Consider the following 26,880-nt stretch of genomic DNA (forward strand, 5'->3'; position numbering starts at 1 on the left):
CGTCCCGGGAGGTCATGGGGTGCCGGTGCCGCCGGTCTCCTGACGGTCCCGGGAGGTCATGGGGTGCCGGTGCCGCCGGTCTCCTGACGGTCCCGGGAGGTCATGGGGTGCCGGTGCCGCCGGTCTCCTGACGGTCCCGGGCGGGAGGGGCCGGAGCCCCGGTGCCTGCCGTGATCGTGTCCGCACGCGTGCGTGCCGCCGCCCCACCGGTCGACGGGTGGGGCGGCGGTCGTCGCGCGGGCGTGCGACGCCCGCGTGGGCCCCGCGGGCTCAGGGGCCCGCGGGGCAGGGACCTACGGGGCCCGCGTGCCGTCCGTCGTCGCGCCCTTGGCGGACGGCTCGGGGGCTTCCTTGAAGTCCACCCGACCCATGTGCCTGCTCATCGACTTCATCAGGCCCCACACCCCGAGGGCGAGGGCCGCGAACACGATGAAACCGAGGATTCCCGGGGTCACCTTGTTCTTGTCGAAGGTGTCGCCGGCCAGCGGGAGGAGCTGGACGATTGCTTCCTGCGTAGCGCTCATGACTACGCATTCTCCCGGATGCCCGCGAAGAGGTCGGACTCGGGGAGGGAAGTGTCCACCAGCGACTTCGCCAGCTCGTACTCCTCGGTCGGCCAGACCTCCTTCTGGATCTCCATCGGAACGCGGAACCAGCCGCCGTCCGGGTCGATCTGCGTGGCGTGCGCGATCAGCGCCTTGTCACGGATCTCGAAGAAGTCCGCGCAGGGAACGTGCGTGGTCAGCGTGCGCTCGGTGCGCTCGAACTCCTTCCAGCGCTCCAGCCACTCCCCGTAGGGGGACTCCAGGCCGCGGGAGAGCAGCGCCTCGTGCAGGGCGACGGTGCGCGGCTTGTTGAAGCCCTGGTTGTAGTAGAGCTTCTGCGGCTGGTAGGCCGGGCCGAACTCGGCCTCCGGGTACTTCTCGGTGTCCGCCGCGCCCTCGAAGGCCACCATGGAGATCTGGTGGGTCATGATGTGGTCGGGGTGCGGGTACCCGCCGTTCTCGTCGTACGTGGTGACGACCTGCGGCCGGAAGGCGCGGATCTTCTTCACCAGGCGGCCGGCGGCCTCGTCGACGTCGGCGAGTGCGAAGCAGCCCTCGGGCAGCGGCGGCAGCGGGTCGCCCTCGGGCAGCCCGGAGTCGACGTAGCCGAGCCACTCCTGCTCGATGCCGAGGATCTCGCGGGCCTCGTCCATCTCCTTGGCGCGGACCTCGTGGATGTGCTCCTCGATGTACTTGTCCCCCTGGAGCTTGGGGTTCAGGACGGAGCCGCGCTCACCGCCGGTGCAGGTCACCACCAGCACGGGCACCCCTTCGGACACGTACTTGGCCATGGTGGCCGCGCCCTTGCTCGACTCGTCGTCGGGGTGGGCGTGGACGGCCATCAGTCGAAGCTGCTCGGTCAAGACAGGATCCTCTGGTACTCGTCTGGCAAAAGGGAGGGCCGGTGGGCGCCTTCCATAATCACTCCTCCCCTCAACAAACGGAGACGAGGGAGATTCCCGGCACACTCGTCCCGGGGACGAGGCCCGCACGCGGTGCCCGTGTACATGCGGTCCGACCAAGGTAATGCGTGCCCGGGCCGCCCTTCGCCGGTTTTCCCGGGCCCTCGGATTCCGCTTTCACCGCCCGCACCGACGGCCCCCTGATTCCGCCCCGGGGCGGGGGCGTGACATCCTCCGGTTACGGTGACCGGACCGGAGGAGCGCGGCTTCCCGGCCCTCGCGAAAGGAACGATCGATGAGCACGGTGCGCGAAGGACTGCCCGAGGGTCGCTACGGCCGGTCGGCGGACGAGCGCGCGGACCGGAAGCTCAAGATCGTCGGGTCCGTGCTCGGGGTCGGGCTGCTGGGCGTGGTCGGCTGGATCGGCTGGGACTACGTCGGCGGGCAGACCGTGAGCGCCGAGGTGATCAAGTTCCAGATCGTGTCGGACAGCGAGGTCAAGGTGCACCTGGAGGTCCGCAAGGACGCCGGGGTGACCGGGGTCTGCACCCTCAGCTCCCAGGACGAGGGGCACGGCGAGGTGGGTCGCGCCGACTTCACCTTCGGGCAGCGGGACGCGCGCGTGGACGAGGTCGTCTCGCTGAAGACCACCGGGCGCGCGACGACGGTCGAGCTGGTCGGCTGCCAGGCCGCCGGCGCCGCCTCGTAGGCCGTCCCTTCCGGATCCCGCCCTCTCGGATCTTGCCCTCTCGGATCCCGCTCTCTCGGATCCTGCCCGGGTCGGGTACCCCCGGGGGTGCACGGCCCCCGCGACCGATCGCTACTGACCGTTCCCGACCGGTGGCGCCCATTACGGATCGGTAGCGCGCCACGCCCGGGAAGATTGCCCTCGCACCCCGCACCAGGCGTGTGACCTGCGATGCCGCCCGGTCCGGCGACGCGCGATGACACACTTCATACACAGGGTGTCCTCCCCCTTTTCTTCCCGAATTGTTAGGCTCGTGGTTTCGTCCGCCGCTGGCGGCTTTGAAGTCCCCTGTACCGACGAGGAGCACCCGTGACCCAGACGAGCGAGAGCGTCACCTGGCTGACCCAGGCGGCGTACGACCAGCTGAAGGCAGAGCTGGACTACCTCTCTGGTCCCGCACGCACGGAGATCGCGACGAAGATCGCAGCTGCCCGTGAAGAGGGCGACCTGCGTGAGAACGGCGGTTACCACGCGGCCAAGGAGGAGCAGGGCAAGCAGGAGCTCCGGGTCCGCCAGCTGACCCAGCTCCTGGAGAACGCCAAGGTCGGCACCGCCCCCGCCTCCGACGGCGTGGTGGCCCCCGGCACCCTCGTCAAGATCGCCTTCGACGGCGACGAGGACGACACCATGGAGTTCCTGCTGGCCTCGCGCGAGTACGCGTCCTCGGACTTCGAGACCTACTCCCCGCAGTCCCCGCTGGGCACCGGAGTGATGGGCAAGAAGATCGGCGAGGACGCCTCGTACGAGCTGCCCAACGGCAAGACGGCGGCCGTCAAGATCCTTGACGTCAAGCCCTTCACCGGCTGAGCACCCCCGCACGCGAGAGCCCCCGCCCGGATCGGATCCGGGCGGGGGCTCTCGCGTGTCCGGCTCTTCCCGCCCCGACGTCCGGTTGTCATCGGCGGGCTTCCCGGACTCCGAACGCGATCCGGCCGGTACGGGCGAACAGGATGCGGGCCTCGCACTTCCGCCCCCCACTTCCGTCCCGCACTTCCGTCCCCCACTTCCGTCCGCCACTTCCGTCCGCGCCTTCAGGGGGCGGGTCAGGAGTCCACTCGGCGGTACTTGCGGACCGCCAGCGTGCGGAACACGGCGATGATCACCACTGACCAGATGATCGAGGCCCACACCGGATGCTGCATCGGCCAGGCGCCGGTCACCGACTGCGGAACCCCGTCGATCGTGTTGCCGAACAGCTCGCGGCCCGCCGCCACCGTGGCGCTGAAGGGGTTCCACTCGGCGACGTACTGGAGGAACCTCGGCATGCCGTCGACCGGGACGAAGGCGATCGAGATGAAGGTCAGCGGGAACAGCCAGATCAGACCGCCCGAGGTCGCCGCCTCCGGCGTCCGCACGGTCAGGCCGATGAGGGCGCCGATCCAGGTGAACGCGTAGCCGAGCAGCAGGAGCAGGGCGAACCCTCCCAGCACCTTGCCGATGTTCTCGTGCGTACGCCAGCCGACGATCAAGGCCACGCCCGCCAGCACGGTCAGCGTCACCGCCGTCTGCACGAGGTCGGCGAGGGTGCGCCCCGTGAGCACGGCGCCGCGCGCCATCGGCAACGAGCGGAACCGGTCGATGAGCCCCTTGTGCATGTCGTCGGCGATGCCGGCGCCCGCGCCCGCCGTGGCGAAGGTGACGGTCTGGGCGAAGATGCCGGCCATCAGGAATTCCTTGTAGGCGCTGGCGCTGCCCGCGGGCGCACCCGGAACGTTGATGGACCCGCCGAAGACGTACGTGAAGAGGACCACGAACATCACCGGCTGGATGAGCCCGAACAGGATCATCTCGGGAATCCTGCTCATCCGCAGGAGGTTGCGATGGGCGATGACCAGGGAGTCGGTCGTGCTGCTCACTTCACCTGCTCCTTCCGCGCCGTGCCGCCCTCGGCACCACCACTCTCGGCACCGCCACCCTCGGCACCGCGACTCTCGGCACCGTCCTCGACCCCGTCCTCGGTGACGGCCGGGGCGCCGTTCCCCTCGTCCCGTTCCGCCGCGTGGCCGGTCAACGAGATGAACACGTCGTCGAGGGTGGGCCGGCGCAGTCCGATGTCGTCGATCTCGATGCCCCGGCCGTCGAGTTCGCGGATGATCTCGGCGAGCAGCTTGGCCCCGCCGGACACCGGAACGGTGAGCTTGCGGGTGTGTTCCTCGACGGTGGCCTCGCCCTTGCCGAAGCCGGCGAGCACCGCGCGCGCCGTGGCGAGGTGGTCCCGTTCGTGGACGACGACCTCCACCCGCTCGCCGCCGGTACGGGCCTTGAGCTGGTCGGAGGTGCCGCGCGCGATGACCCGGCCCCGGTCGACGACGCAGATGTCGTGGGCGAGGCGGTCGGCCTCCTCCAGGTACTGGGTGGTGAGCAGCAGGGTGGTGCCCCCCGCCACGAGTTCCTGGATGATGCCCCACAGTTGCTGCCGGTTGCGGGGGTCGAGTCCGGTGGTCGGCTCGTCCATGAACATCACGGGCGGGCTGACGACGAGCGCGGCCGCGAGGTCGAGGCGCCTGCGCATGCCGCCGGAGTAGGTCTTGGCCGTCCGGTCGGCGGCCTCGGCGAGGTTGAAACGCTCCAGCAGTTCGGCCGCCCGGGCCTTCGCCGCCCTGGAGTTCATCTGGTAGAGCCGGCCGACCATGCGGAGGTTCTCGCGGCCGGTGAGGTACTCGTCCACCGCCGCGAACTGGCCGGAGAGGCCGATGGAGCGACGGACCTGGTCGGGGTTCTCGAGCACGTCGATCCCGGCGACGAGGGCCCTGCCGCTGTCGGGTCGCAGGAGGGTGGTCAGGACGCGCACGGCCGTGGTCTTGCCCGCACCGTTCGGGCCGAGGAGACCCAGGACGGTTCCTTCGGGAACATCGAGGTCCACGCCGTCCAGAGCCCGTACGTCACCGAAGGTCTTCACCAGACCTTCGGCGTAGATGGCGCCTGGCATGAGGATTCCCCCAGAGTGAATCGGGTGTTTCCCAGACAAATCCTATGGGCGGGACGCGCGTCCCGCCCGGCTTCGCGACGACTCGAACCGCCCGGCTCCACGGGCGCGCACCAGCCGAGCCGGTACCGTATCGCGTCATATCGCGTACCGCCACGGGATGAGGCGATCCGTTCGGATGTGCGAGGTCCCGCGGGCCCCCGCCTCGAAGCCCCCCGCCTCGAAGCCCCCCACCGCGGCGCCCCCGACCTCAGCTCATGACCGGGTACCCCGCGGCGTGCAACGACCGCGCGACCTGGGCGCAGTGCTCGGGACCCTTGGTCTCCAGGTGCAGTTCCACCTCCACCTCGGTGAGTCCCAGCCGCGGGTCGGTCCGGACGTGACTGACGTCCAACACGTTCGCGTCCACCGTGGACAACACCCCGAGCAGACCGGCCAGCGCCCCGGGCCGGTCGCTCACGCGCAGCCGCAACGAGAGGTAGCGGCCGGCCGCCGCCATGCCGTGCCGCAGGATCCGCTGGAGGAGCAGCGGATCGACGTTCCCGCCGGACAGGATCGCCACCACCGGGCCGCCGCCGTACAGTTCGGGCTCGCTCAGCAGCGCGGCGACCGGACTGCAGCCCGCCGGCTCGACCACGAGCTTGGCCCGCTCCAGGCAGAGCAGCAGGGCGCTGGAGAGCGCGTCCTCCGACACCGTGCGGACGTCGTCGAGGAGTTCACCGATGATCTTGAAGGGAACGTCGCCGGGTCGGCCGACCTTGATGCCGTCCGCCATCGTGTTCGGGTTGTCGATCGACACCGGATACCCGACCTTGAGCGAGGGCGGGTACGCGGCGGCGCCCGCCGCCTGCACGCCGATGACCTTCACGTCGGGCCGCAGCGCCTTCACCGCGACGGCGACGCCGGCGGCGAGCCCGCCCCCGCCGATGCCGACGAGGATCGTGCGCACCTCCGGGCACTGCTCCAGGATCTCCAGACCGACCGTGCCCTGGCCCGCGATGATGTCGCGGTGGTCGAAGGGGTGGATGAACACCGCCCCGGTGCGGTCGGCGTGTTCCTGGGCGGCGGCGAGGGTCTCGTCGACCACCTGCCCGTGCATGATCACCTCGGCGCCGTACTCCCGGGTCGCCGCCACCTTCGGCAGCGGCGCCCCGACGGGCATGAACACCGTGGAACGGACGCCCAGGAGCGAGGAGGCCAGCGCGACGCCCTGCGCGTGGTTGCCGGCACTGGCCGCGACCACGCCGGCGGCGCGCTGCTCGGGGCGCAGGCCCGCGATGCGCACGTACGCCCCGCGCAGCTTGAAGGAACCCGTCCGCTGGAGGTTCTCGCACTTGAAGTGGACCGGAGATCCGGTCAGCGCGGAGAGGTGCCGGCTGCCTTCCATCGCGGTCACCCGCGAGACGCCCGACAGCATCTTCTGGGCCCCCCGGACGTCGTCGAGGATGACCTGGGGGACGGGCGTGGGCACGCGGTAGTTCATGTGGCCAGTCTCGCAGCCCGCACGAATCGGGGCTCAGGACGTCGAACCCGTGAGACGGGGGCCGGCCCGGGAAAGGGGGACCCGCCGCCAGGGTGGGAAACCATCCGACCGGGGATCGGGACGCGGGGGCGGGATCACGCCAATCGCGACGGCGCCCACGCTCCGTCCGGCGATGGTCGTATCAGTTCTCGTACGAGGCGTACGAGCCGCCGCACGGCCGCGTACTCTGTCCCCCATCCTTGTCGGACCCACGCGAAGAGAGCCCACGGCCATGCCCTCCATCCCGGCCAGTTCCGACCTGCCCACGGTGGCCGAAACGCCCGCCCAGGCCGGTCTCCTCGACGCGCTCCAGCACCAGGTGGCGGTCTTCGCCCGCCGGGCGGAGCAGACCCGCCTCGGCGGAGTCGGTCAGGCCCGCAACTCGATGGACCGAGCCGCCTACCTGCTGCTGAACCGACTCGACCTGGAAGGACCGATGGGCGTCAAGGCGCTCGCCGGCGGCATGGGCATCGACTCGTCGACCGTCACCCGCCAGGTGGCCCCGCTCGTCGACGGCGGCCTGGTCAAGCGGACCTCGCACCCCGAGGACGGCCGGGCCGTGGTGCTCGCGCTGTCCCCGCGCGGGCTGGCACGGCTGGAGGAGGTCCGTTCCTCGCGGCGCGAGCTGATGGCGCGGGTGACCGACGGCTGGACGGAGGAGGAGCGCGAGTCCTTCACCGGACTGCTGACGCGTTTCAACCTGTCGCTGTCGGAGCTGATGGCCTCCGTCGCGGACGCGGGCCCCGCTTCCTGAACCCCGCCGCCGTCCGGGCCCCGGGCCCGCCCGCCACACCGTACGGATTCGGCCGTGTCCGACCCCTTGACCGAGACGGTGCCCACGACCGCACTATGTGAGCCATGGGGGTTGTGGACCACCGGGCAAGGCCCTACGCCGAGTTCGAGGCCTTCGTCGCGGGTGCGGCGGGCCGGCTCCTGCACGTCGCGATCCTGCTGACCGCCGAACCCGAGGACGACCCTGCCCTCGCGCGCCGGCTCCTCGCGGGCGCGCTGGCCCGTACCTACGCGGACTGGCGCAGGCTGCGCGGCGACGACCCGTACGACCACACGCGGCAGGAACTGTGCGCCGCGTACGCCCGTACCGCCCGCCGCCGGCCCTCCGGTACGGGGCCGCTCGCGCGGCTGGTCCCGCTGGAACGGCTCGTCCTGGTGCTGCGGGTGTACGAGGGCGTCGCGGAGGAGGTCACCGCGGCGCAGCTCGGGCTGCCCGCCGAGCGCGTGCACGCCCTGTGCAACCGGGCCGTCGCGGCCCTGCGGGACGCCGCGCCCGCCCCCGGTCGGGAGGCGGCGTGAGCACCTTCCCCGACCGCAAGGCGGCCCGGGTGCGGGAACTGATGGAGGGTCCCCACCCGACGGTGCCGGTCGGGCTGGCGGCGGCAGCCGCGGCCCGCGGGGACCGGCTCCTGCGCCGCCGTCGGGCCCTGCGCCGGTTCGGTTGGACGGTGCTGTGCGCGGCGGCGCTCGCGTTCACGGTGTGGGCGGCGCTGACCCGACCGTGGGCGACGCCGCCGAGCGATGTCTCCCCGCCCCTGGAGGGCTGGTGACGACCGCCCGGCGGCGGCATCCGGCCGGAGGCCGGCGGCTCAGCCCAGCGCGCGGGTGAGGTCCGCGATGAGGTCGTCGGCGTTCTCGATGCCGACCGAGAGGCGGATCAGGTCCGCCGGGACCTCCAGGGCCGAGCCGGCCACCGAGGCGTGGGTCATCCGGCCCGGGTGCTCGATGAGGGACTCGACGCCGCCGAGGGACTCGGCCAGGGTGAAGATCTTCGTACGGCCGCAGACCGCGACGGCCTCCTCCTCGCCACCGGCGACCTGGAAGGAGATCATGCCGCCGAAGTTGCGCATCTGCTTGGCGGCGACCTCGTGGCCCGGGTGCTCGGGCAGGCCCGGGTAGAGGACCTTGGTGACCTTCGGGTGACGGGCCAGCACCTCGACGATCTTGGCCGCGTTCTCCGCGTGCCGGTCCATGCGGACGGCGAGGGTCTTGATGCCGCGCAGCACGACCCACGAGTCGAAGGGTCCGGCCACCGCGCCCATGGCGTTCTGGTGGTAGGCCAGCTCCTCGCCGAGCGCCTCGTCCGCCGTGACGAGGGCGCCGCCGACGACGTCGGAGTGACCGCCCATGTACTTGGTCAGCGAGTGCACGACCACGTCGGCGCCGAGCGCCAGGGGCTGCTGGAGGTACGGGGACGCGAAGGTGTTGTCCACGACCAGCTTGGCGCCGGCGGACCGCGCGATGTCGGCGACAACGGCGATGTCCGTGATGCCGAGCAGCGGGTTGGAGGGGGTTTCGACCCAGATCAGCTTGGTCTTCGGCGTCAGGGCCGCCCGCACGGAGTCCGCGTCGGAGGTGTCGGCCACCGACCACTCCACGCCCCAGCGGGAGACGACCTTCGCGAAGAGGCGGAACGTGCCGCCGTAGGCGTCGTTCGGGATGACCACGTGGTCGCCCGGGGAGAGCAGCGTGCGCAGCAGGCAGTCCTCGGCGGCGAGCCCGGACGCGAAGGCGAGACCGCGTCGGCCGCCCTCCAGCGCCGCGAGGTTCTCCTCCAGGGCGGTGCGCGTCGGGTTGCCGCTGCGGCTGTACTCGTAGCCCTCGCGCAGTCCGCCGACGCCGTCCTGCTTGTACGTGGACACCTGGTAGATCGGGGGCACGACCGCGCCGGTCCGCGGGTCCGCCGTATTGCCCGCGTGGATCGCGCGGGTCTCGAAGCTCTGGTGCTCGTGGCTGTCGCTCATGGGCAGATGCTATGCCCCGTCCGGCGGTGGTTCCTCTCGTGCCCCGACCATCGGGCCTGGCCAGTGAGGCATTGGCCTTGGCCCGGGTGCGTCTGGTTCGCTTGGAGGCATGGAGATTCTGTGGTTCCTCTTCGCGATGGGCCTGCTCGTGGCCATCGCCGCCCCCTACATCCGGCGCCGGCGGGGCGGTGCCCGGCTGGTCGCGCCCGGCAGCCCGGACGCCGCCGACCCCGCGAACTACGGGTTCGACCGGGAAGAGGAGCTGGACATCCGCGTTCCCGGGCCCGACCAGGACCTGATGGACGCCCTCGACAACGTCGAGCGCACCGGCCAGTGGCAGGCCGCCTCGCAACTGCTGGCCGGGACGCCGACGGAGGGCGAGCAGCGCTGGCAGCGCGTCCAGGCCTTCGGCGGTGCGGCGGCGCTGGACCTGGTGCGCCGGCCCGGGGAGGGCGCGCAGTGGCTGAAGGCGTGGCGGCTGGAGGCGCCGAAGGACGCGGGCGGCGCGCAGGTGCACGCCGAGCTGCTGGTGCAGCAGGCCTGGCGGCACTCGGGCGGCGTCGGTTCCGAGGACCACCGGATCATCCTGGAGGAGGCCCTGGAGGCCTGCCGGCGGGCGGCCCTGCTCGCGCCGGGGGACCCGGTCCCGTACATCACGGAGCTGGCGATCGGCCGGGCGCTGGGCTACTCCGAGGCGGAGTACGACGCGCTGTGGGCGAAGGTCATCGACCGGGCCCCGCAGCACATGGGCGCGCACCTGGCGGCCCTGAACTACTGGTGCGAGAAGTGGCACGGCTCGCGGGAGAAGGCCGACGCGTTCACACACGCGGCGGCGGCCCGCGCGCCGCAGGGTTCGCTGCTGGCGGCCCTGCCGCTGTTCGCGGTGTACGAGCACCTGCCCGAGGTGAACTTCGTGTCGACGTTCTGGCAGAGCGCGGTCGTCACCCGGGCCGTGGAGGGCGCGATGTACGCGGTCCGCACGGCCCGCGCGGACGACCCGATGCTCGCCCACGTACGGCACCTGCTGCTGATGTTCCTGGTGAGCATGGAGCGCTGGGCGGAGGCGATGGAGCAGGTGCGGCACGTGGACGGGTACGTCGGCGCGCTGCCCTGGTCGGCCTCGCCGGACCCGGCGGCGGCGTACGCGGTGTACCGGGCGCTGGCGGTGGCCGGCTACGAGGCCAACGGCGGCTCGCCGGCGACGCTGCCGCACTGACGCGGGGCGGCGACGCGCGGTTCGGGAATCCGGTACGTCCGGTGCGGGAATCCCGGTACGGGAATCCCGGTGCGGGAATCCCGGTGCGGGAATCCCGGTGCGGGAATCCCGGACCGCCCCCGTCCGTTGTTCCCACTACCAAGGAGGCGACCCATGTTCTCGTACCGCCGCACGCCCGAGCTCCCGACCCGCGAAGAGGCCCTGCGGGGCCGCTCGGAACCGCTCTTCTCGCTGCCGTCCGCGCACACCGTGCTCGGCAACCCGTTGGCGGGGCCCTACCCCGCGCACCTGGCGGTGGCGGACTTCGGCCTGGGCTGTTTCTGGGGCGCGGAGCGCAAGTTCTGGCAGACCCCCGGGGTGTGGACCACGCTGGTCGGCTACCAGGGCGGGTTCACGGAGAACCCGACGTACGAGGAGGCCTGCTCGGGGCAGACCGGCCACACCGAGGTCGTGCGGGTGGTCTTCGACCCGGCGCTCGTCTCGTACGCGACGCTGCTGAAGCTGTTCTGGGAGTCCCACGACCCCACGCAGGGCTTCCGCCAGGGCAATGACGTCGGCACCCAGTACCGCTCGGCGATCTACACCCACTCCCCCGCCCACCAGGCGGAGGCCGAGTCCTCCCGCGAGGCCTACCAGCGAGTCCTGACGGCCGCGGGCCACGGCGACATCACCACCGCCGTCCTCCCGGCGTCCGAGCGCCCGTTCTGGCCGGCCGAGGCCTATCACCAGCAGTACCTGGACAAGAACCCCGGTGGCTACTGCGGCATCGGCGGCACGGGCGTCAGCTGCCCGATCGGCGTGGCCCAGGCCCCGACGACCGGCGCCTGAGCCGTCCCGCACGCGGGCCCCGGCCGGCCGCCGCACCCGCGGCGGCCGGATGACACGGGGCGGCGGGATGGCGCCGAGCGGTCGGAGGGGTCGGATGGCGCCGAGCGGTCGAATCGCTCGGAGGGGTCGGGTCAGATGGTCGCGGTGTCGATGACGAAGCGGTAGCGGACGTCGCTCGCCTGGACCCGGTCGTAGGCCTCGTTGATCCGGTCGGCGCCGATCAGTTCGATCTCGGCGCCCAGGCCGTGCTCGGCGCAGAAGTCCAGCATCTCCTGGGTTTCGGCGATCCCGCCGATGGAGGAGCCGGCGAGGGTCTTGCGGCCGGCGATGACGGAGAACAGGTTCAGCGAGACCGGGTCCTCCGGGGCGCCGACGTTCACGAACGCGCCGTCGACCTTGAGCAGCCGCAGGTACGTGTCGAGGGGAAGCGGCGCGGAGACGGTGGAGACGATCAGGTCGAAGGTGCCGGCCAGCTTCTCGAAGGTGGTCTCGTCGCTGGTGGCGTGGTACTCCGAGGCACCCAGCCGCAGGCCGTCGTCCTTCTTGCGCAGGCTCTGCGACAGGACGGTGACGTCCGCGCCGAGCGCCGAGGCGATCTTGACACCCATGTGGCCGAGGCCGCCGAGGCCGACGATGGCGACCTTCTTGCCGGGGCCCGCGTTCCAGTGCTTGAGCGGGGAGTACAGGGTGATGCCGGCGCACAGCAGCGGGGCGGCGACGTCGAGGTCGATGCCCTCGGGGATGCGGACGGTGTAGTTCTCGTCGACGACGATGTGGGTGGAGTAGCCGCCGTAGGTGGGCTCGCCATTCTTGTCGATCGCGTTGTACGTGCCGGTCATGCCCTTGAGGCAGTACTGCTCGAAGCCGGCCAGGCACTGCTCGCACTCGCGGCAGGAGTCGACGAAACAGCCGACGCCGACCCGGTCGCCGACCGCGAACTTCGTGACGCCGGAGCCGACCTCGGTGACCACGCCGGCTATCTCGTGGCCGGGGACCATGGGGAAGATGCCCTCGCCCCAGCCGTCGGTGGCCTGGTGGATGTCGGAGTGGCAGATGCCGGCGAACTTGATGTCGATGAGGACGTCGTGTTCGCCGACCGGGCGGCGCGGGATCGTCGTGCGCTCCAGCGGGGCCTTCGCGGCGGGGGCGGCGTAGGCGGCGACCTGGGTGACGGACATGGTGAAGCTCCTCGGACGGGGATTTCCAGCGGTATCTCCACGATGCCCCCATTCCCTCGTGTCACCCAGTCCCCTGCTGTGCCTACGTCCCGTGGACCTACCACTGGCGGGGTCAGGCACACGGTTCGCGACCCGGACATACTGGCTGTATGGACCAGCTTGATCAGCGAGCCGAACTGGGCGAGTTCCTGCGCAGCCGGCGGGCCCGGCTGCGCCCCGGGGACGTGGGGCTGCCGGACTACGGCCGCCACCGCCGGGTGCCCGGCCTGCGCCGGGAGGAGCTGGCGCAGTTGGCCGGGGTGTCGGTGGCGTACTACACGCGACTGGAGCAGGGACACGGACAGAACGTGTCGGCGGAGGTGCTGGACGCGATCGCGCGGGCCCTGCGGCTGGACGACACGGAGTCGGCGCACCTGACCCATCTGGCGAGCCCGCGCACCCTCAAGCGGCGCCAGTCCCGGCGGCCCCAGCAGGTACGGCCGGAGCTGCGGACGCTGCTGGACGCGATGGAGGGCGTACCGGCCTACCTGGTGGGGCGGCGGCAGGACGTCATCGGCTGGAACCGGCTGGCCGTGGCGGTCTTCGGGGACTTCGGGGCGCTGCCGGTCGGTGAGCGGAACCTGGTGCGGCTGGTGTTCCTGGACGGGGCGACGGCGGAGCTGTACGCGGACTGGGAGTGCCGGGCCTGCGAGGTGGTCAGCAACCTGCGGATGTACGCGGGCCAGCACCCGGAGGACGAGCAGTTGTCGGCGCTGGTCGGGGAGCTGTCGGTGAAGAACGAGGAGTTCCGGCGGTTGTGGGCGGCGCACACGGTCGCGGACAAGACGCACGGTGTGAAGCGGCTGCGGCATCCGGTGGTGGGCGAGATGGACCTGCACTTCGAGACGCTGACCCTGCGGGACGATCCGGAACAGTCTCTGGTCACCTTCCACGCCACCCCGGGTTCCCCGTCGGCGGACGCCCTGCGCCTGCTGTCGTCCTGGTCGGCGCCGACCCACTCCCCCGTGGACGCCCCGTCGCAGAACTGAGGCACGTCCGGCCGGACCCGCGAGCCCCCGCCGCGGGTCACGGTCCGCGCCGCGCCCCGGGTCACAGTGTGCGCTGGAAGATTCCCACGCCGCGTTCCCACCGGTAGCCCAGGGACTCGTTGACCGCCCGCATGGAACCGTTCTCGTCCGCGACGGTCGTGCCGATCTGCCGCAGGTCCGGGTGGCGCGCGGCCACTTCCGCGAGCATGCGGAGCTTGACGGCGCGGCCGAGGCCGTGGCCCCGGTGGGCGGAGACGACCACCGTGTCGTACTGGAGGGCGCGCGGCCCCGCCGGGTCCGTTCGGACGAGGACCGTGTACGCGGCCACCTCCCCGGCGGGGGTCACCGCCGCGACCGTGGTCAGGTCGCCGCCCCGCTCGAGGACCAGCCGCTGTGCGGCCTGGACCCGCTCGGCCGTCCACTTCATCGTCTGCTCGTCCATGTCCCCGCTGGGCGCGTCCTCCATCGCGCCGTGGGCCACGGCCACCGCCGGCGCCCACGCGTCGGGGACGACCCCGGGCCAGCACAGCAGCTCGTAGCCGGGGGTGGCGGGTATCGCGGCGGGGCTCGCCACGTCCTGGACGTACCAGGCCATCCGCAGCACGCTCTCGAAGCCGAGGGACTCGGCGAACGCCCGGCCCGGTCCTTCGAGGTCGACGAGCGCGGAGACGGAGGTGCGGTCGCGCGCGAGGAGTTCGGCCCGGACCCGCTCCCACAGGGCGGTGCCCACGCCCCGCCGGCGGGCCTCGGGACGCACCGTCAGCGCGTCCAGGAACGCGGTGTGCGTGTTGCCCTCGTCGGTGAACAGGAGCAGGCCCGCGACGCCCGCCCCGTCGTCCGTCGTCCAGAACGCGTTCCGGCCCCGGGCCGGCGGCACCCGGAGCCGGCCGGCCACCTCCACGCGGGAGGGCGCCGGCAGCCCCGGCAGGTCGGTGGTCGTGGCGGCGGTCAGGACCGCGAGCCAGGAGTCCACCTCGGTGTCGGACGGGGGTGGGGCAATGGGTCGGATCGTCATGATCGGGACCCTAGCCGGGGCGCGCGCCGGGTGCTCAGGGGTTTTCCGTCACCGTCGCCCGCGGGCAGGAGTCGGATGAGAAGGGGCCCGCGACGACACGCGACGGCGGGCGGCGACAGACGAAGGACGGCGGGAAACCCGTGTGGGTTTCCCGCCGTCCGTGGTGTCCGCGCGTCAGTTCAGTTCGTACCCGGCGTCAGTTCAGGTCGTACCCGACGTCAGTTCAGGTCGTACCCGACGTCAGTTCGGGTCGTACACGGCGTCAGGAGGCCGCGCCCGCCTTCCACTCCGCCCAGCTCATGTTCCAGCCGTTGAGGCCGTTGTCCGGCTTGATGGTCTTGTCCGGGGAGTTGACCACCTCGACCACGTCGCCGATCAGCGAGTTGTCGAAGAACCACGAGCCGGGGGTGTTCGGGTCGTTGGCGCCCTGGGCGTCGTTGAGACCGACACAGCCGTGACTGGTGTTGACCTTGCCGAAGATCGAGTCGGCGCCCCAGTAGTTGCCGTGGATGAAGGTGCCCGAGGTCGACAGCCGCATCGCGTGCGGGACGTCCTTGATGTCGTACTCGCCCTTGCCGTCGCCGTCCTTGAAGCCGACGGTGGCGCCGTCCATCCGGGTCTCCTTGAACTTCTCGGAGATCACCATCTTGCCGTTGTACGTCGGGTTGTCCGGGGACCCCGCCGAGATCGGGATGGTCTTGAGGACCGCGCCGTCCCGGGTGACCGTCATCTGCTTGGTCTTCGCGTCGACCTTGGCGACCTGGCTGCGACCGACCTTGAAGGAGACGGTCTTGTTCTGGACGCCCTGGACGCCGGGCGCCCCCTTCACGCCCTCCAGCGCCAGCTTCAGCGTGACGGTGGAGTTCGCCTTCCAGTACTCCTCCGGGCGGAAGTCCAGCCGCTGCGAGCCGAACCAGTGGCCGACGACTTCCTGGCCGCTGCTGGAGGTGACGTTGATGGCCGCCTGGACGGCCTTCTGGTCCTTGATCGGCTTGTTGAAGGTGATGGAGACCGGCATGCCCACACCGACGGTCTGGCCGTCGTCCGGGATGAACGAGCCTACGAAGCTGTTCTCCGGGGAGACGGTGGTGAAGGAGGTGTTCTCGTGCGCCTCCTTGCCGGCCTCGTCCTTGGCGGTCGCCGACAGCGCGTACTTGGTGGAGCGCTTGAGCGCACCGTCCGGCTTCCAGCTCTTGCCGTCGCCGGCGATCTTGCCGGGGACGACCGTGCCCTCCGTGCTCTTCAGCTCGACCTTGGTGAGCGTGCCGTCACTGACGGCCACCTTGGTGGCGTCGTTCAGGCCGATGTTGGTGGCGCCGTCCTTGGGCGTGATGGCTATTCGGGCCTTGGAGCTGTCCTTTGCCGCCGCGGCGTCCACGTCCGCCTGCGACTTGCCGGTCTCCGTGCCGCCCGCCTTCGGGTCGCTGTCCCCGCCGTTGCAGGCCGAGAGCATCAATACGCCACCGAGCACGGCGGACACGGCCACCAGGGACCTGTTCCTCCGCATGCTGTCCGTCCTCACACGCCACTCCATCATTGCCGGAACCCCCGAGCCCCACCCGACTACCGCCGGGCGACATTCCTACCGGACAGGGGGGCACGCCCCCCTGTCACGGATCAACAACGCTCAAACGACCCTGATCGGTTCCACATCCGGTTCGGATGTGTGCAACCCCACGGTCACGCGTTGTCGGTCGGCTCTTCGTCGTTCTCCCCATCTTCCTCGTCCAGGTCCCACTCCAGGGACTCGGGGTCGTATTCGGCGGGCTCGCTGCTCCAGGAGGCCTGGGCCAGTTCCACTCCGGGGATGCCCGTGACCAGGTCAGTGGGGTCGACGAGGTAGGCCAGGGCCTCCGACTCGTCGTCGCGCACCGCCGCCTCCGCGTGGCCGCGCTCCTCGTCCGGCATGAACTCGTCGGCCTTGATGTGGGCGTGCGCCGCTCCGGTCAGTGCCGTGGTGTCGGTCACTTCGAGAACCAAATCCACCCGAAGTCGTACGTACCGTGATGTCTCAGAAGGGTTCATACGACGGAGAGTAAGCCCGTGGCCGCCCCGACTTTCCCACGACCCGCCCCTTTCACTAGCATCGGCGCACACGGCCAATTCGCTGCTGCCACAAGGGGGATCGCACCGTGTCCGCACGTCGACCGCTGCTCACCGCTCTCGGAGCGACCACCCTCCTCGCCGCCCTCTGGTTCGTACCGTCGGCCAATGCCACGGCACCAGAACAAGCGGCGGGATCCTCCGGGGCGCCCGCCCCCGCCAACACGGGCACGATCACCTCCTCCGACACGGTCGTGAACCACGCGGAGCCCCAGGAGGCCGTTCTCGCCCTCGCCGACACCGGCAGCATCGACACCACCCCCTACCTGATGGGCGGCACCCTCTTCCTGGGGCTCGGAGCGGGTTTCGTGACCTTCTCCGTACGCCGCTCCCGCGCCGAGTAGCGCCCGCGCGGCCCCCCGGGGCCGGCGGCGCCGCATCCACGTGGCGCCCGATCGAAGACACGAAAATCGAAGACACGAAACGCGAAAGGGCCGCGCACCGGGGGATCACCCCGGGCGCGGCCCTTCGTCGTGCTGTCGCCGGTCGGGCGAGCCGTGACGGGTCAGGCGAGCGGACCGGTCACCGTTTCGACCGCCTCGACGAGTTCGCCCGATCGAACGAACGCGTCGGCGGCGGCCAGGTCGGGGGCGAGGAAACGATCCGGCCCGGGGCCCTGGACGCCCGCCGCGCGGGCGGCCGCGATGGCGGCCCGGCTCGCCGGGGCCGCGGTGAGCCCGTGGCGCAGCTCGATGGCCCGGGTGGCCGCGTACAGCTCGATGGCGACGATCCGGGTCAGGTTGTCGACGGCCGTACGGAGCTTGCGCGCCGCCGACCAGCCCATGGAGACGTGGTCCTCCTGCATGGCGGAGGAGGGGATCGAGTCGGCGGACGCGGGCACCGCGAGCCGCTTCATCTCGCTGACCAGGGCGGCCTGCGTGTACTGGGCGATCATCAGGCCCGAGTCCACGCCGGCGTCGTCCGCGAGGAACGGCGGCAGGCCGTGCGAGCGGTTCTTGTCGAGCAGCCGGTCGGTGCGCCGTTCGGCGATGGAGCCCAGGTCGGCGGCGGCGATGGCCAGGAAGTCCAGGACGTACGCGACGGGGGCGCCGTGGAAGTTGCCGTTGGACTCCACGCGACCGTCGGGCAGCACCACCGGGTTGTCGACCGCGGCGGCCAGTTCCCGGGAGGCGACCAGGGCGGCGTGCGCCATGGTGTCGCGGCCCGCGCCGGCGACCTGCGGGGCGCAGCGCACCGAGTAGGCGTCCTGGACGCGCGGGGCGGATTCCTCCTGGAAGTGCCCGGTGAGCCCGGAGCCCTTCAGGACGGCGGCCATGTTGGCGGCGGAGGCGCCCTGGCCGGGGTGCGGGCGGATGGCGTGCAGCTCGGGGGCGAGGACCTTCTCGGAACCGAGCAGCGCCTCCAGCGTCAGCGCGGCCGTGATGTCGGCGGACGTGTACAGCTTGGCGAGGTCCGCGAGGGCCATGACCAGCATGCCGAGCATGCCGTCGGTGCCGTTGAGGAGGGCGAGCCCTTCCTTCTCGCGGAGCTCGACCGGCTCGATGCCGGCCTCGGCGAGCAGCTCGCCGGCGGGCCGCACGGTTCCGTCGGGGCCCTCGGCGTCGCCCTCGCCCATGAGGGCGAGCGCGCAGTGGGACAGCGGCGCGAGGTCGCCGGAGCAGCCGAGGGAGCCGTACTCGTGGACGACGGGGGTGATCCCGGCGTTGAGCACGTCCACCATGGTCTGGGCGACGGAGGGGCGTACGCCGGTGTGTCCGGAGGCGACGGTCTTCAGCCGCAGGAACATCAGGGCGCGCACGACCTCCCGCTCGACGCGCGGACCCATGCCGGCGGCGTGCGAGCGGACGATGTTGCGCTGGAGCTGCGCGCGCAGCTCGGGGCTGATGTGCCGGGAGGCGAGGGCGCCGAACCCGGTGGACACCCCGTAGACGGGCTCGGGCTTGGCGGCGAGCGCGTCGACGATCTCGCGGGCGCGGGCCAGGGCGTCGAGTGCCTCGCCGGACAGCTCGACGCGCGCGTTGCCGCGGGCGACGGCGATGACGTCCTCGGCGGTGGTCCCGGACGTCCCCACCACGACAGTGTGCATATCCATATTCAGCACCCTACGGACTGAATCCTTCTCTGTCACTAGCCAGTTCGACGAGGACCCCTCACGCGCCGTCACGGCCCCTGTCACCGCCCCCGCCACCGCCCCCGTCCGACCCGGGAGCGGGTGCTCAGGCCCGGCCGCGGAACCGCCGCCGCTCCCCCGCCGCCTCCTGCGCGGCGTCCGCGAGCCGCACCACGGCCGTGTCCCGCCCCGCCACCACGGGCTGGGGCGACCGCGCGGCCTTCGCCTTGTACTGGGCGGCGTCCGCGAGCCGGAAGAGCCGCCGGGAGGACTTCACCAAGCCGATGGGGTCCCCGGTCGAGGCGACCCCGCAGGCCACCCCCTCGCCCAGCTCCAGCTCGGCGGCCCGGAGGCACAGCTCCTCGGACACCCGCACCACCTCGTCCGCCGACGGCCCCAGGCTCACCAGGCAGAACTCGTCACCGCCGAGGCGTGCCACCAGCGCGCCCGGCAGCATGGCCCCGCACAGGCTCAACACGGACCCGAACCGCTCCAGGAGCCGGTCGCCCATGGCGTGCCCGAAGGTGTCGTTGACCTTCTTGAGGCCGTTCAGGTCACAGACGGCCAGGCTCACGACCGCCCCGGAGCGCCGGTGCTCCTCCAGGGCCTCGTCCAGCCGCATGTCCACGGCCCGCCGGTTGGCGAGTCCGGTGAGCGGATCGGTGAAGGCCAGCCGCCGGGCCTCTTCGAGCCGCTCGTTCTGCGCGAGACCCGCCGCCACGACGGCGGCCAGGACCGTCGCAAACTCGGCGTCGTCCTCGTCGAAGTCCGGCAGCCCCTCGTCGCGGGCCACGTACAGCTCTCCCCAGGCCCGCCCGCTGAGCACGACGGGCGCGACGACACAGGTGCCCCGACCACGACGGCGCAGGGCCTCTCCGCGCCGTCCGGGCCGGTCGCCGACCGCGCTCTCGACCCAGGCGTGCGGACCGCCGCCGCCCGCCCAGCGCTCGTGCAGGAACTCGGTGATCTCCGGGAAGTCGTGGACGGGATAGGACTCGTCCTCGGGGAACTCCTCCTCCCCGCTCCGCCGCTCCCCCTCGTTGACGAGCACCCGCAGCCGTCCCCGCTCGCGCTCCCACGCGGAGATGGCGGCGAACGATCCGTCCAGGGCCAGCCGCGCACCCCGTGCGGCGGCCCGCACACTGTCCCGCGGCAGGCAGGCGGCCGCCATGGCCTGCGCGAGGCCCACGACGGCTCTCAGCCGCCCGTCAACTCCCATCACCCCAGACTAGGGAGTTTTGTCCAACTTCGTACCTTCCCACTCGCCCCACCGACGCCCGAGCCACGGAGCCCCCGCCACACGAATCCGACCCAGGCCGCCCGCATCCCACCCCGGCCGCACGAATCCCACCCAGGCCACACGAATCCGACCCCACCGCACAAACCCAGCCCCACCGGCGTTTGAGGCGCGGGGGCCCGGGGGCAACGGCGCCGCACGGAAACCCGCACCGCACCCGGACACGCACCCACACCCGCACCCGGACATCCAGGGGCCGGCGGGGCCCCCGGGCCCCGCCCCACCCACCGGCCGGCCGGCCAGGCCACCGGTCTACGACCAGCGCGGCTTCCGCTTCTCGTTGAACGCCGCCACGCCCTCCGCCCGGTCCCCGGAGAAGGCCACCGTCCGCCAGGCCGCGTCCTCGATCTCCAGGCCGGCCGTCAGGTCCATGCCGTGCCCCAGCCGCAGCGCCCGCTTGGCCGCGCGCAGCCCGACCGGCGAGTTCGCCGCCATCCGCCCGGCCAGCGCCAGCGCCTCCTCGCGGTCCGAGCCCGCCGCGACCACCGAGTCCACCAGGCCCAGGTCCAGCGCCTCGGCCGCCTCGACCCGCCGCGCCGTGAAGATCAGTTCCGCCGCGCGGGCCGCGCCCACCCGGCGGGGCAGCAGTTGGGTGCCGCCGCCGCCCGGGATCACGCCGACCGACACCTCGGGCAGGCCGACCACGGCCGTCTCGTCCGCCACGATCACGTCGCAGGCCAGGGCCAGCTCGAAGCCGCCGCCCAGCGCGAACCCGTGTACCGCGGCGATCGTCGGCATCGGCAGTTCCAGTACGCCCCCGTACGCCCCGCGCGTGGTCGGCCGCTGCCGCAGCAGCTCGGCGTCCGACAGCGAGTTCCGCTCCTTGAGGTCGGCCCCGACGCAGAAGGCCCGCTCCGCGGTCGAGGTCAGCACGACCACCCGCACCGAGGCGTCCGCGGCCAGCGAGGCGCACGCGGCGCCGATGGCCCGGGCCATCTCCGTCGACACCGCGTTCATGGCCTTGGGGCGGTCCAGGACCAACTCGACGACCCCGTCGTCACCGTGCCGACGTACCGCTACGAACTCCGACTCCACAGGCACTGGGGACCCTCCCGGTTAACGAACGTTACCCGGGGATCTTAGGTGTCCTCCGCGTCAGCGACCAGGGTTCGACGACCCCGAGCCCGCGCACCGGCCGCTGCCACATCGGCTGGAGCGCGAAGCGGTAGGTGCCGCCGCCCTCCTCCGACGCGGCTTCCTTCTCCGACAGCGGCGCGGCCCCGGTCCGGCCCAGCTCCGCGGCCATCGCCCCGTCCACCAGCACCGCGTCCTTGGGGGCTATGGACGTCAGCCGGCTCGCCAGGTTCACCGTGGTGCCGAAGACGTCGCCCATCCGGGTCGTCACCGTGCCGAAGGCGATCCCGACCCGCAGCTCGGGCATCTGCGGATCGGCTTCCATGGTCTCGATCAGCCGCAGCGCGATCTCCGCCGCCGTCGCCGCGTCGTCGGCGCAGTACAGCACCTCGTCGCCCAGGGTCTTGATCAGTCGGCCGCCGTGCGCGGCGACCAGGTCGGCGGCCGTGGTCTCGAAGGCCTCGACGAGTTCGCCGAGCTCCTCCTCCTCCAGCCGCCGGGTGAGACGGGTGAAGCCCACCAGGTCCGCGAAGCCCACCGCGAGCCGCCGGTCGACCATCTCCTCGTCGTCGGCCACCTGCACCACGCGTCCGGTCGCGGCCGCCAACTGGCGGCGCCACACGTAGACGAGGAACTCCTCCAGCTCCGGCAGCAGCAGCTCGACCAGCGGGTACGTGACCTCCGTACGGGTCATCCCCGGCTCCGGCGGCTCCGTCAGCCCCTCCAGGAAGGAGTCGATCTGCCATTCGGCCAGACGGGCGGTGGTCTGGCCGGTGGACCGTGCCACCTGTACCGCCATGGGCTCGCTCAGCAGGCCGGCCTCCACCAGACCGGCGAGTCGGCGCAGCGCCAGTACGTCGGCCTCGGTCAGTGCCTTGGCCTGGCCGATGTCCGCGAAGCCCATGGCCCGCCAGAAGCGGGAGGCCAGCTCCATCGAGACCCCGGCGCTGCGGGCCGCCTGGAAGGGCGTGTACCGGCGCTCGGCGCCCAGGATCAACTGTTCCAGGCGGATGGCGAGCGGGTCGGCCGTCGGCTGGGCCGTGTGGTCGACCTCATGGTGGGGGGTGTGCTGGTCGCGCCCGATCGGGGTGCCCGCGCCGGCGGACGAACCGGGCGCGCCGGACGCGGGCGCACTGGACGTTGAGTCGTCGACGGTCAAGGGCCGCCTCCTGTCCATTCCGTGCGCAATTCCGACTTCCGAACCGATTGATCACCGGGAGGACCGGGATCGCCTAAACCATACGGCAGGTGTGCCGTAGCTCACTCCCCAGTCGGTCGGCCGCGACCCGAGCGTGATCCGTGCCCGGCCGGGCGGGCCGCGCGGGACCGGCCGGGTGCCCGCCCGGGCGGGCACCCGGAGCCGGCCTAATGGGTCGACCGCAGGTGGACGACGTCGCCGGCGCCCACGGCCTCGTGCGCGTCGTCGGCCGTCCGGATGACGAGCCGGCCGTCCGCGTCGACCGCTTCGGCCGTCCCGGTGAGCGTGCGGCCTCCGGGCAGCTCCGCGCGCACGTGCTTGCCCAGCGTCGCGCACCCGGCGGCGTACGTCTCCTGGAGCCCGCTGGCCGCCGGGTCGCCGCCGGCCGCGCGCCAGTTCCCGTACCACTGCTCCAGGGACCGCAGCACGGCCCTGAGCAGCGGGTCCCGGTCGGTGACGGTCGCCTTGGCCAGGGCCAGGGAACCGGCGGTGTCCACCGGCAGCTCGTCCTCGCCCAGGGTGACGTTGAGGCCGATGCCGACGACGACCCCGTCGCCGACCCGCTCGGCGAGGATCCCGCCGGTCTTGCGCTCCTCGCCGTCCACGGTGACCAGCAGGTCGTTGGGCCACTTGAGCGCGGTGTCCACGCCCGCCGCCCGGGACAGCCCCGTCGCGGTGGCCACGCCGGCCAGCAGGGTCAGCCACCCCCACCGCTCCTGCGGTACGTCCGGCCCGGGCTTGAGCAGCACGGAGAAGAACAGCCCGGACCGCGCGGGCGCCGTCCAGGTCCGGTCGAGGCGCCCGCGCCCGGCGGTCTGCTCCTCGGCGACGAGGACGGCCCCCTCGGGCAGCGTCGCGGCCCGGGCGGCGAGATCGGTGTTGGTGGACCCGGTGGCGGGCACGACCTCCAGCGAGGTCCACAGCCCGTCCTCGACGACGAGCGCCCGGCGCAGGGCGGCGACGTTCAACGGCGGCCGGTCGAGGCTGGACCAGCGGCCCGCGGAACCTCCGGTCGGAGTTCCGGCTGATGCATCTGATGGCGTCATGCAAGCCACAGTAGGTGTGTCAAACGCCGCACTGCCGAGCGCCATGCCCGCCGATACGCTACGCACCAGTAGCCAGCCGTAGTCAATCAATTGACCAGGCCGTTGACACCACACAGGGAGCCGCGACCCCGATGTCACAACCCTCAGAGCCGATCGACACGCACACGACCGCGGGCAAGATCGCGGACCTGCGGCGACGCATCGACGAAGCCACGCACGCAGGGTCCGCGCGAGCCGTGGAGAAGCAGCACGCCAAGGGAAAGTTGACGGCGCGTGAGCGGGTCGCCCTGCTGCTGGACGAGGGTTCGTTCGTCGAACTCGACGAGTTCGCCCGGCACCGGTCGACCAACTTCGGCCTGGAGAACACCCGCCCCTACGGCGACGGCGTCGTCACCGGCTACGGCACGGTGGACGGCCGCCCGGTGGCCGTGTTCTCGCAGGACTTCACGGTCTTCGGCGGAGCCCTCGGCGAGGTCTACGGCCAGAAGATCATGAAGGTCATGGACTTCGCGCTGAAGACCGGATGCCCGCTCGTCGGCATCAACGACTCCGGTGGCGCCCGCATCCAGGAGGGCGTCAGCGCGCTGGGCATGTACGGCGAGATCTTCCGCCGCAACGTGCACGCCTCGGGCGTGATCCCGCAGATCAGCCTGATCGTGGGACCGTGCGCCGGCGGCGCCGTCTACTCGCCCGCCATCACCGACTTCACGGTGATGGTCGACCAGACCTCGCACATGTTCATCACCGGCCCGGACGTCATCAAGACGGTCACCGGCGAGGACGTGGGCTTCGAGGAGCTGGGCGGCGCCCGCACCCACAACTCCACCTCGGGCGTGGCCCACCACATGGCCGGCGACGAGAAGGACGCCATCGAGTACGTCAAGTCGCTCCTCGCGTACCTGCCGTCGAACAACCTCTCCGAGCCGCCCGCCTTCCCGGAGGACGCGGACACCGAGGTCACCGACATCGACCGCGAGCTCGACGTGCTGATCCCGGACAGCGCGAACCAGCCGTACGACATGCACACCGTGATCGAGCACGTGCTCGACGACGCGGAGTTCCTGGAGACGCAGTCGCTGTTCGCGCCGAACATCCTCACGGGCTTCGGCCGCGTCGAGGGCCACCCGGTGGGCATCGTCGCGAACCAGCCGATGCAGTTCGCCGGCTGCCTGGACATCAACGCCTCCGAGAAGGCCGCGCGCTTCGTGCGGACCTGCGACGCCTTCAACATCCCGGTGCTGACGTTCGTCGACGTCCCGGGCTTCCTTCCGGGCACGGACCAGGAGTACAACGGAATCATCCGGCGCGGCGCGAAGCTGATCTACGCGTACGCCGAGGCCACCGTCCCCCTGATCACCGTCATCACCCGCAAGGCCTTCGGCGGCGCCTACGACGTCATGGGCTCCAAGCACCTCGGCGCGGACCTCAACCTGGCCTGGCCGACCGCGCAGATCGCCGTCATGGGCGCCCAGGGCGCGGTGAACATCCTGCACCGCCGCACCCTCGCCGAAACCGCCCCGGAGGAGGTGGAGCAGACGCGCGCACGCCTGATCACCGAGTACGAGGACGCGCTGCTCAACCCGTACACCGCCGCCGAGCGCGGGTACGTCGACGCGGTGACCATGCCGTCCGAGACCCGGGCGCACGTGGTGAAGGGGCTGCGCCAACTGCGGACCAAGCGGGAGTCCCTGCCCCCGAAGAAGCACGGCAACATCCCCCTCTAGGCCCCGAGGAGCGCACAGTGGTGATCAAGGTCGTCAAGGGGAACCCGACCCCGGAGGAGTTGGCCGCCGCACTGGCGGTGGTCCAGGCGCGCGCGGCGGCACTGGCCTCCGTGCCGCCGGGCGCCTCCCGGGTCAAGGACGAGTGGGCCTCGCCGGCCCGGACGGCCCGGCGGCGCCTGCCGCAGCCGGGGCCGCGCGCGTGGGGCCGCACGTACTGGCCCGGGTAGACGACCCCGGTACCGGGGTCCCGGCCGCGGGCCGAAGATGACGCGAACGGACGGTGGCGCCTGAGTACGAGTACTCAGGCGCCACCGGCGTCCCTCGGGACAGGATCGACGCATGCTCTGGTCAGACCCGAAGGACGAGCCCCCGAAGGACATGCGCGACGCCCAGGCCATGGTCCGGAGAATGATCGTGGTGCTCGCGCTCGCCATGATCGTGGTGGTGTACGTCCTCGGCGTGGACCACTTCTAGGCCCCTTCGGCGTCCCCGCCGTCGGCCCTACGATGGCGGGCATGACTGCTGCTGAACCGCGCGCGCTCGTCCTCGCCTCCGCCTCCCCCGCCCGACTGAACCTGCTGCGACAGGCCGGGCTCGCCCCGCACGTGATCGTCAGCGGCTTCGACGAGGACACGCTGAGCGCCGACACCCCCTCCGAACTGGCCCTCGCGCTGGCCGAGGCCAAGGCGGCCGTGGTGGCCGCCCTGGACGAGGCCGCGGGTGCCCTGGTGATCGGCTGCGACTCGGTACTGGAGCTGGACGGCGAGGCGCTGGGCAAGCCGGCGGACGCCGAGGAGGCCACGGCCCGCTGGAAGTCGATGCGCGGGCGGGCGGGCGTCCTGCGCACCGGGCACTGCGTCATCGACACCGCGAGCGGCCGTCGGGTCTCGGCCACCGCGTCCACGACGGTCCGCTTCGGCGAGCCCTCCGACGCGGAGGTGGCGGCGTACGTGGCCAGCGGGGAGCCGCTGCACGTGGCCGGGGCCTTCACCCTGGACGGGCTGTCGGCGCCCTTCATCGACGGGATCGACGGCGATCACGGCAATGTGATCGGGATCTCCCTGCCGCTGCTCCGCTCGCTGCTCGGCGAACTGGGCGTGTCCATCACGGATTTGTGGGCTTGAGTTCTCCGTACGGCGGGGGCGGCGGGACGTCCCGGGGCAGCGTGTCCCGGGGTCCCGCGGCCGGCGCCGCGTCACCGGGCGCGGGGAGCGTCAGGACCAGCACGATCAGGCACAGGATCAGCATGGTCGCCGCGAAGGCGGACCAGCCGATCAGCGCCACGGCCAGCGCGCCGAGCACCACGTGGGTGACGGCCGCGCTGACGAGGACGATGCGGGCGAAGCGGCCCGGAGCCCGGTCCCGTACGGCGACGATGCCCAGCAGGACGGCGCTCACCAGCAGGAACGCGCCGATGCCGGCGCCCATCGCGTAGGTCGCCTTGGACATGACGTCCGGATCCATGCCGGCGATCGACATCGACTGGTTCGCGGTCGTCTTTCCCAACACGACGTGGACGAGGACGAGCAACGCCGCTTCCGCGACGAGCACGACCGCCGCCACGCCGGCCACGATTCTGCGCAGCACGACGCTCCCATCCCCACAAGCCGACAAGCCTGTTCGACGCCCTGGAGGCTACTAACGGGTAATCCCCGGGACAAGGGGTGCGGGCAGGTTCGTTGCGCGAATCGGGTCCGTTCAGC

At 71.9% G+C, this 26,880-nt stretch carries 29 protein-coding genes; 13 read left to right on the forward strand and 16 right to left on the reverse strand.

The window, feature by feature from the left end; all coding sequences use genetic code 11:
- Window positions 1-293: 293 nt before the first annotated feature.
- Both ACFYW3_RS11280 and mca read right to left on the reverse strand, forming a co-directional pair.
- Complete coding sequence (locus tag ACFYW3_RS11280; RefSeq protein WP_351753649.1) at window positions 294-524, reverse strand: hypothetical protein; 231 nt, start codon at window positions 522-524, stop codon at window positions 294-296.
- A 2-nt stretch (window positions 525-526) separates the two neighbouring features.
- Window positions 527-1,408 carry a mycothiol conjugate amidase Mca gene (gene mca, locus ACFYW3_RS11285; protein ID WP_053682164.1) on the reverse strand — a complete coding sequence of 294 codons (882 nt, stop codon included), beginning with the start codon at window positions 1,406-1,408 and terminating at the stop codon, window positions 527-529.
- Between the two features lie 334 nt (window positions 1,409-1,742).
- On the opposite strand from mca, the gene ACFYW3_RS11290 reads away from it, so the two are divergent.
- Window positions 1,743-2,156 carry a DUF4307 domain-containing protein gene (locus tag ACFYW3_RS11290; RefSeq protein ID WP_351384003.1) on the forward strand — a complete coding sequence of 138 codons (414 nt, stop codon included), beginning with the start codon at window positions 1,743-1,745 and terminating at the stop codon, window positions 2,154-2,156.
- Window positions 2,157-2,504: 348 nt separating this feature from the next.
- Window positions 2,505-3,002, forward strand: coding sequence for a transcription elongation factor GreA (greA, locus tag ACFYW3_RS11295; protein WP_053682166.1), 498 nt, complete (start codon window positions 2,505-2,507; stop codon window positions 3,000-3,002).
- Between the two features lie 236 nt (window positions 3,003-3,238).
- Here greA and ACFYW3_RS11300 read toward each other — a convergent pair whose 3' ends face one another.
- The 3 genes from ACFYW3_RS11300 to ilvA all read right to left on the reverse strand — a co-directional run bounded on the left by ACFYW3_RS11300 (window position 3,239) and on the right by ilvA (window position 6,604).
- Entirely contained in the window at window positions 3,239-4,051 is an 813-nt protein-coding gene (locus tag ACFYW3_RS11300; protein ID WP_351753647.1) for an ABC transporter permease, read from the reverse strand.
- Complete coding sequence (locus ACFYW3_RS11305) at window positions 4,048-5,124, reverse strand: ATP-binding cassette domain-containing protein (RefSeq protein WP_389386135.1); 1,077 nt, start codon at window positions 5,122-5,124, stop codon at window positions 4,048-4,050. Before ACFYW3_RS11305 ends, ACFYW3_RS11300 begins: the two co-directional genes overlap by 4 nt.
- 247 nt (window positions 5,125-5,371) lie before the next feature.
- Complete coding sequence (gene ilvA, locus ACFYW3_RS11310; RefSeq protein WP_351753641.1) at window positions 5,372-6,604, reverse strand: threonine ammonia-lyase; 1,233 nt, start codon at window positions 6,602-6,604, stop codon at window positions 5,372-5,374.
- A gap of 271 nt (window positions 6,605-6,875) precedes the next feature.
- Between ilvA and ACFYW3_RS11315 the strand changes: the two genes are divergently transcribed.
- From ACFYW3_RS11315 to ACFYW3_RS11325, 3 genes are all read left to right on the forward strand, one after another.
- Window positions 6,876-7,397, forward strand: a complete 522-nt coding sequence (locus ACFYW3_RS11315; RefSeq protein WP_053682171.1) for a MarR family winged helix-turn-helix transcriptional regulator — start codon at window positions 6,876-6,878, stop codon at window positions 7,395-7,397.
- 104 nt (window positions 7,398-7,501) lie between these two features.
- Window positions 7,502-7,954: a sigma factor-like helix-turn-helix DNA-binding protein gene (locus ACFYW3_RS11320; RefSeq protein ID WP_351753636.1), complete on the forward strand. Its 453-nt coding sequence runs from the start codon at window positions 7,502-7,504 to the stop codon at window positions 7,952-7,954.
- Complete coding sequence (locus ACFYW3_RS11325; RefSeq protein ID WP_389386136.1) at window positions 7,951-8,205, forward strand: hypothetical protein; 255 nt, start codon at window positions 7,951-7,953, stop codon at window positions 8,203-8,205. Before ACFYW3_RS11320 ends, ACFYW3_RS11325 begins: the two co-directional genes overlap by 4 nt.
- Window positions 8,206-8,244: 39 nt before the next feature.
- On the opposite strand, the gene ACFYW3_RS11330 is transcribed toward ACFYW3_RS11325, so the two are convergent.
- A complete protein-coding gene (locus ACFYW3_RS11330) occupies window positions 8,245-9,399 on the reverse strand; it encodes a cystathionine gamma-synthase (protein WP_389386137.1) in 1,155 nt (384 codons plus the stop codon).
- Between the two features lie 109 nt (window positions 9,400-9,508).
- Between ACFYW3_RS11330 and ACFYW3_RS11335 the strand changes: the two genes are divergently transcribed.
- Both ACFYW3_RS11335 and msrA read left to right on the forward strand, forming a co-directional pair.
- Window positions 9,509-10,615 (forward strand): hypothetical protein, encoded by a 1,107-nt coding sequence (locus ACFYW3_RS11335; protein WP_351753633.1) that lies wholly within the window; start codon window positions 9,509-9,511, stop codon window positions 10,613-10,615.
- Window positions 10,616-10,768: 153 nt separating this feature from the next.
- On the forward strand, window positions 10,769-11,443 hold the full coding sequence (msrA, locus tag ACFYW3_RS11340; RefSeq protein ID WP_389386138.1) for a peptide-methionine (S)-S-oxide reductase MsrA: 675 nt from the start codon (window positions 10,769-10,771) through the stop codon (window positions 11,441-11,443).
- 131 nt (window positions 11,444-11,574) lie between these two features.
- Here the strand turns inward: msrA and ACFYW3_RS11345 are convergent, their stop codons facing one another.
- Window positions 11,575-12,621 (reverse strand): NAD(P)-dependent alcohol dehydrogenase, encoded by a 1,047-nt coding sequence (locus ACFYW3_RS11345; RefSeq protein WP_389386139.1) that lies wholly within the window; start codon window positions 12,619-12,621, stop codon window positions 11,575-11,577.
- A gap of 149 nt (window positions 12,622-12,770) precedes the next feature.
- Here ACFYW3_RS11345 and ACFYW3_RS11350 point away from each other — a divergent pair, with 149 nt between their 5' ends.
- On the forward strand, window positions 12,771-13,649 hold the full coding sequence (locus ACFYW3_RS11350) for a helix-turn-helix transcriptional regulator (protein WP_351383975.1): 879 nt from the start codon (window positions 12,771-12,773) through the stop codon (window positions 13,647-13,649).
- Between the two features lie 61 nt (window positions 13,650-13,710).
- Here the strand turns inward: ACFYW3_RS11350 and ACFYW3_RS11355 are convergent, their stop codons facing one another.
- The 3 genes from ACFYW3_RS11355 to ACFYW3_RS11365 all read right to left on the reverse strand — a co-directional run bounded on the left by ACFYW3_RS11355 (window position 13,711) and on the right by ACFYW3_RS11365 (window position 16,632).
- Window positions 13,711-14,664: a GNAT family N-acetyltransferase gene (locus tag ACFYW3_RS11355; RefSeq protein WP_389386140.1), complete on the reverse strand. Its 954-nt coding sequence runs from the start codon at window positions 14,662-14,664 to the stop codon at window positions 13,711-13,713.
- Window positions 14,665-14,926: 262 nt separating this feature from the next.
- Window positions 14,927-16,198 carry an Ig-like domain-containing protein gene (locus tag ACFYW3_RS11360; protein WP_351753780.1) on the reverse strand — a complete coding sequence of 424 codons (1,272 nt, stop codon included), beginning with the start codon at window positions 16,196-16,198 and terminating at the stop codon, window positions 14,927-14,929.
- Window positions 16,199-16,344: 146 nt separating this feature from the next.
- Window positions 16,345-16,632: a hypothetical protein gene (locus ACFYW3_RS11365; RefSeq protein WP_351753617.1), complete on the reverse strand. Its 288-nt coding sequence runs from the start codon at window positions 16,630-16,632 to the stop codon at window positions 16,345-16,347.
- A 164-nt stretch (window positions 16,633-16,796) separates the two neighbouring features.
- On the opposite strand from ACFYW3_RS11365, the gene ACFYW3_RS11370 reads away from it, so the two are divergent.
- Window positions 16,797-17,111: an LPXTG cell wall anchor domain-containing protein gene (locus ACFYW3_RS11370; protein WP_351753614.1), complete on the forward strand. Its 315-nt coding sequence runs from the start codon at window positions 16,797-16,799 to the stop codon at window positions 17,109-17,111.
- Between the two features lie 161 nt (window positions 17,112-17,272).
- Here the strand turns inward: ACFYW3_RS11370 and hutH are convergent, their stop codons facing one another.
- From hutH to ACFYW3_RS11395, 5 genes are all read right to left on the reverse strand, one after another.
- Window positions 17,273-18,814, reverse strand: a complete 1,542-nt coding sequence (gene hutH / locus ACFYW3_RS11375) for a histidine ammonia-lyase (protein WP_351753777.1) — start codon at window positions 18,812-18,814, stop codon at window positions 17,273-17,275.
- Window positions 18,815-18,944: 130 nt separating this feature from the next.
- Complete coding sequence (locus ACFYW3_RS11380) at window positions 18,945-20,057, reverse strand: GGDEF domain-containing protein (protein ID WP_351753612.1); 1,113 nt, start codon at window positions 20,055-20,057, stop codon at window positions 18,945-18,947.
- 330 nt (window positions 20,058-20,387) lie between these two features.
- Entirely contained in the window at window positions 20,388-21,176 is a 789-nt protein-coding gene (locus tag ACFYW3_RS11385) for an enoyl-CoA hydratase-related protein (RefSeq protein WP_351753609.1), read from the reverse strand.
- Window positions 21,177-21,201: 25 nt separating this feature from the next.
- Window positions 21,202-22,368, reverse strand: a complete 1,167-nt coding sequence (locus tag ACFYW3_RS11390) for an adenylate/guanylate cyclase domain-containing protein (RefSeq protein WP_351753606.1) — start codon at window positions 22,366-22,368, stop codon at window positions 21,202-21,204.
- 206 nt (window positions 22,369-22,574) lie between these two features.
- Window positions 22,575-23,453, reverse strand: coding sequence for a biotin--[acetyl-CoA-carboxylase] ligase (locus tag ACFYW3_RS11395; RefSeq protein WP_351383955.1), 879 nt, complete (start codon window positions 23,451-23,453; stop codon window positions 22,575-22,577).
- 131 nt (window positions 23,454-23,584) lie between these two features.
- On the opposite strand from ACFYW3_RS11395, the gene ACFYW3_RS11400 reads away from it, so the two are divergent.
- The 4 genes from ACFYW3_RS11400 (at window position 23,585) to ACFYW3_RS11415 (ending at window position 26,301) form a co-directional block, all read left to right on the forward strand.
- Window positions 23,585-25,177 carry an acyl-CoA carboxylase subunit beta gene (locus tag ACFYW3_RS11400; protein WP_351753601.1) on the forward strand — a complete coding sequence of 531 codons (1,593 nt, stop codon included), beginning with the start codon at window positions 23,585-23,587 and terminating at the stop codon, window positions 25,175-25,177.
- Window positions 25,178-25,194: 17 nt separating this feature from the next.
- Entirely contained in the window at window positions 25,195-25,404 is a 210-nt protein-coding gene (locus tag ACFYW3_RS11405) for an acyl-CoA carboxylase epsilon subunit (RefSeq protein ID WP_351753598.1), read from the forward strand.
- Window positions 25,405-25,516: 112 nt separating this feature from the next.
- Window positions 25,517-25,651 (forward strand): morphogenic membrane protein MmpB, encoded by a 135-nt coding sequence (gene mmpB, locus ACFYW3_RS11410; RefSeq protein WP_266949456.1) that lies wholly within the window; start codon window positions 25,517-25,519, stop codon window positions 25,649-25,651.
- Between the two features lie 41 nt (window positions 25,652-25,692).
- Entirely contained in the window at window positions 25,693-26,301 is a 609-nt protein-coding gene (locus tag ACFYW3_RS11415; RefSeq protein ID WP_389386141.1) for a Maf family protein, read from the forward strand.
- Here the strand turns inward: ACFYW3_RS11415 and ACFYW3_RS11420 are convergent.
- Complete coding sequence (locus ACFYW3_RS11420; RefSeq protein WP_351753593.1) at window positions 26,282-26,764, reverse strand: hypothetical protein; 483 nt, start codon at window positions 26,762-26,764, stop codon at window positions 26,282-26,284. The genes ACFYW3_RS11415 and ACFYW3_RS11420 overlap by 20 nt on opposite strands.
- Between the last annotated feature and the right edge of the window lie 116 nt (window positions 26,765-26,880).

The sequence above is a fragment of the Streptomyces sp. NPDC002602 genome (genome assembly GCF_042889445.1).
Lineage (GTDB): Bacteria > Actinomycetota > Actinomycetes > Streptomycetales > Streptomycetaceae > Streptomyces.

Bases quoted from the DNA above. Each gene is read 5' to 3' on its own strand.
- ACFYW3_RS11280 (WP_351753649.1), bottom strand. From the start codon at position 524: ATGAGCGCTACGCAGGAAGCAATCGTCCAGCTCCTCCCGCTGGCCGGC.
- ACFYW3_RS11290 (WP_351384003.1), top strand. From the start codon at position 1,743: ATGAGCACGGTGCGCGAAGGACTGCCCGAGGGTCGCTACGGCCGGTCG.
- ACFYW3_RS11305 (WP_389386135.1), bottom strand. From the start codon at position 5,124: ATGCCAGGCGCCATCTACGCCGAAGGTCTGGTGAAGACCTTCGGTGAC.
- ilvA (WP_351753641.1), bottom strand. From the start codon at position 6,604: ATGAACTACCGCGTGCCCACGCCCGTCCCCCAGGTCATCCTCGACGAC.
- ACFYW3_RS11315 (WP_053682171.1), top strand. From the start codon at position 6,876: ATGCCCTCCATCCCGGCCAGTTCCGACCTGCCCACGGTGGCCGAAACG.
- ACFYW3_RS11320 (WP_351753636.1), top strand. From the start codon at position 7,502: ATGGGGGTTGTGGACCACCGGGCAAGGCCCTACGCCGAGTTCGAGGCC.
- ACFYW3_RS11330 (WP_389386137.1), bottom strand. From the start codon at position 9,399: ATGAGCGACAGCCACGAGCACCAGAGCTTCGAGACCCGCGCGATCCAC.
- ACFYW3_RS11335 (WP_351753633.1), top strand. From the start codon at position 9,509: ATGGAGATTCTGTGGTTCCTCTTCGCGATGGGCCTGCTCGTGGCCATC.
- msrA (WP_389386138.1), top strand. From the start codon at position 10,769: ATGTTCTCGTACCGCCGCACGCCCGAGCTCCCGACCCGCGAAGAGGCC.
- ACFYW3_RS11345 (WP_389386139.1), bottom strand. From the start codon at position 12,621: ATGTCCGTCACCCAGGTCGCCGCCTACGCCGCCCCCGCCGCGAAGGCC.
- ACFYW3_RS11350 (WP_351383975.1), top strand. From the start codon at position 12,771: ATGGACCAGCTTGATCAGCGAGCCGAACTGGGCGAGTTCCTGCGCAGC.
- ACFYW3_RS11355 (WP_389386140.1), bottom strand. From the start codon at position 14,664: ATGACGATCCGACCCATTGCCCCACCCCCGTCCGACACCGAGGTGGAC.
- ACFYW3_RS11360 (WP_351753780.1), bottom strand. From the start codon at position 16,198: ATGGAGTGGCGTGTGAGGACGGACAGCATGCGGAGGAACAGGTCCCTG.
- hutH (WP_351753777.1), bottom strand. From the start codon at position 18,814: ATGCACACTGTCGTGGTGGGGACGTCCGGGACCACCGCCGAGGACGTC.
- ACFYW3_RS11380 (WP_351753612.1), bottom strand. From the start codon at position 20,057: ATGGGAGTTGACGGGCGGCTGAGAGCCGTCGTGGGCCTCGCGCAGGCC.
- ACFYW3_RS11395 (WP_351383955.1), bottom strand. From the start codon at position 23,453: ATGACGCCATCAGATGCATCAGCCGGAACTCCGACCGGAGGTTCCGCG.
- ACFYW3_RS11400 (WP_351753601.1), top strand. From the start codon at position 23,585: ATGTCACAACCCTCAGAGCCGATCGACACGCACACGACCGCGGGCAAG.
- mmpB (WP_266949456.1), top strand. From the start codon at position 25,517: ATGCTCTGGTCAGACCCGAAGGACGAGCCCCCGAAGGACATGCGCGAC.
- ACFYW3_RS11415 (WP_389386141.1), top strand. From the start codon at position 25,693: ATGACTGCTGCTGAACCGCGCGCGCTCGTCCTCGCCTCCGCCTCCCCC.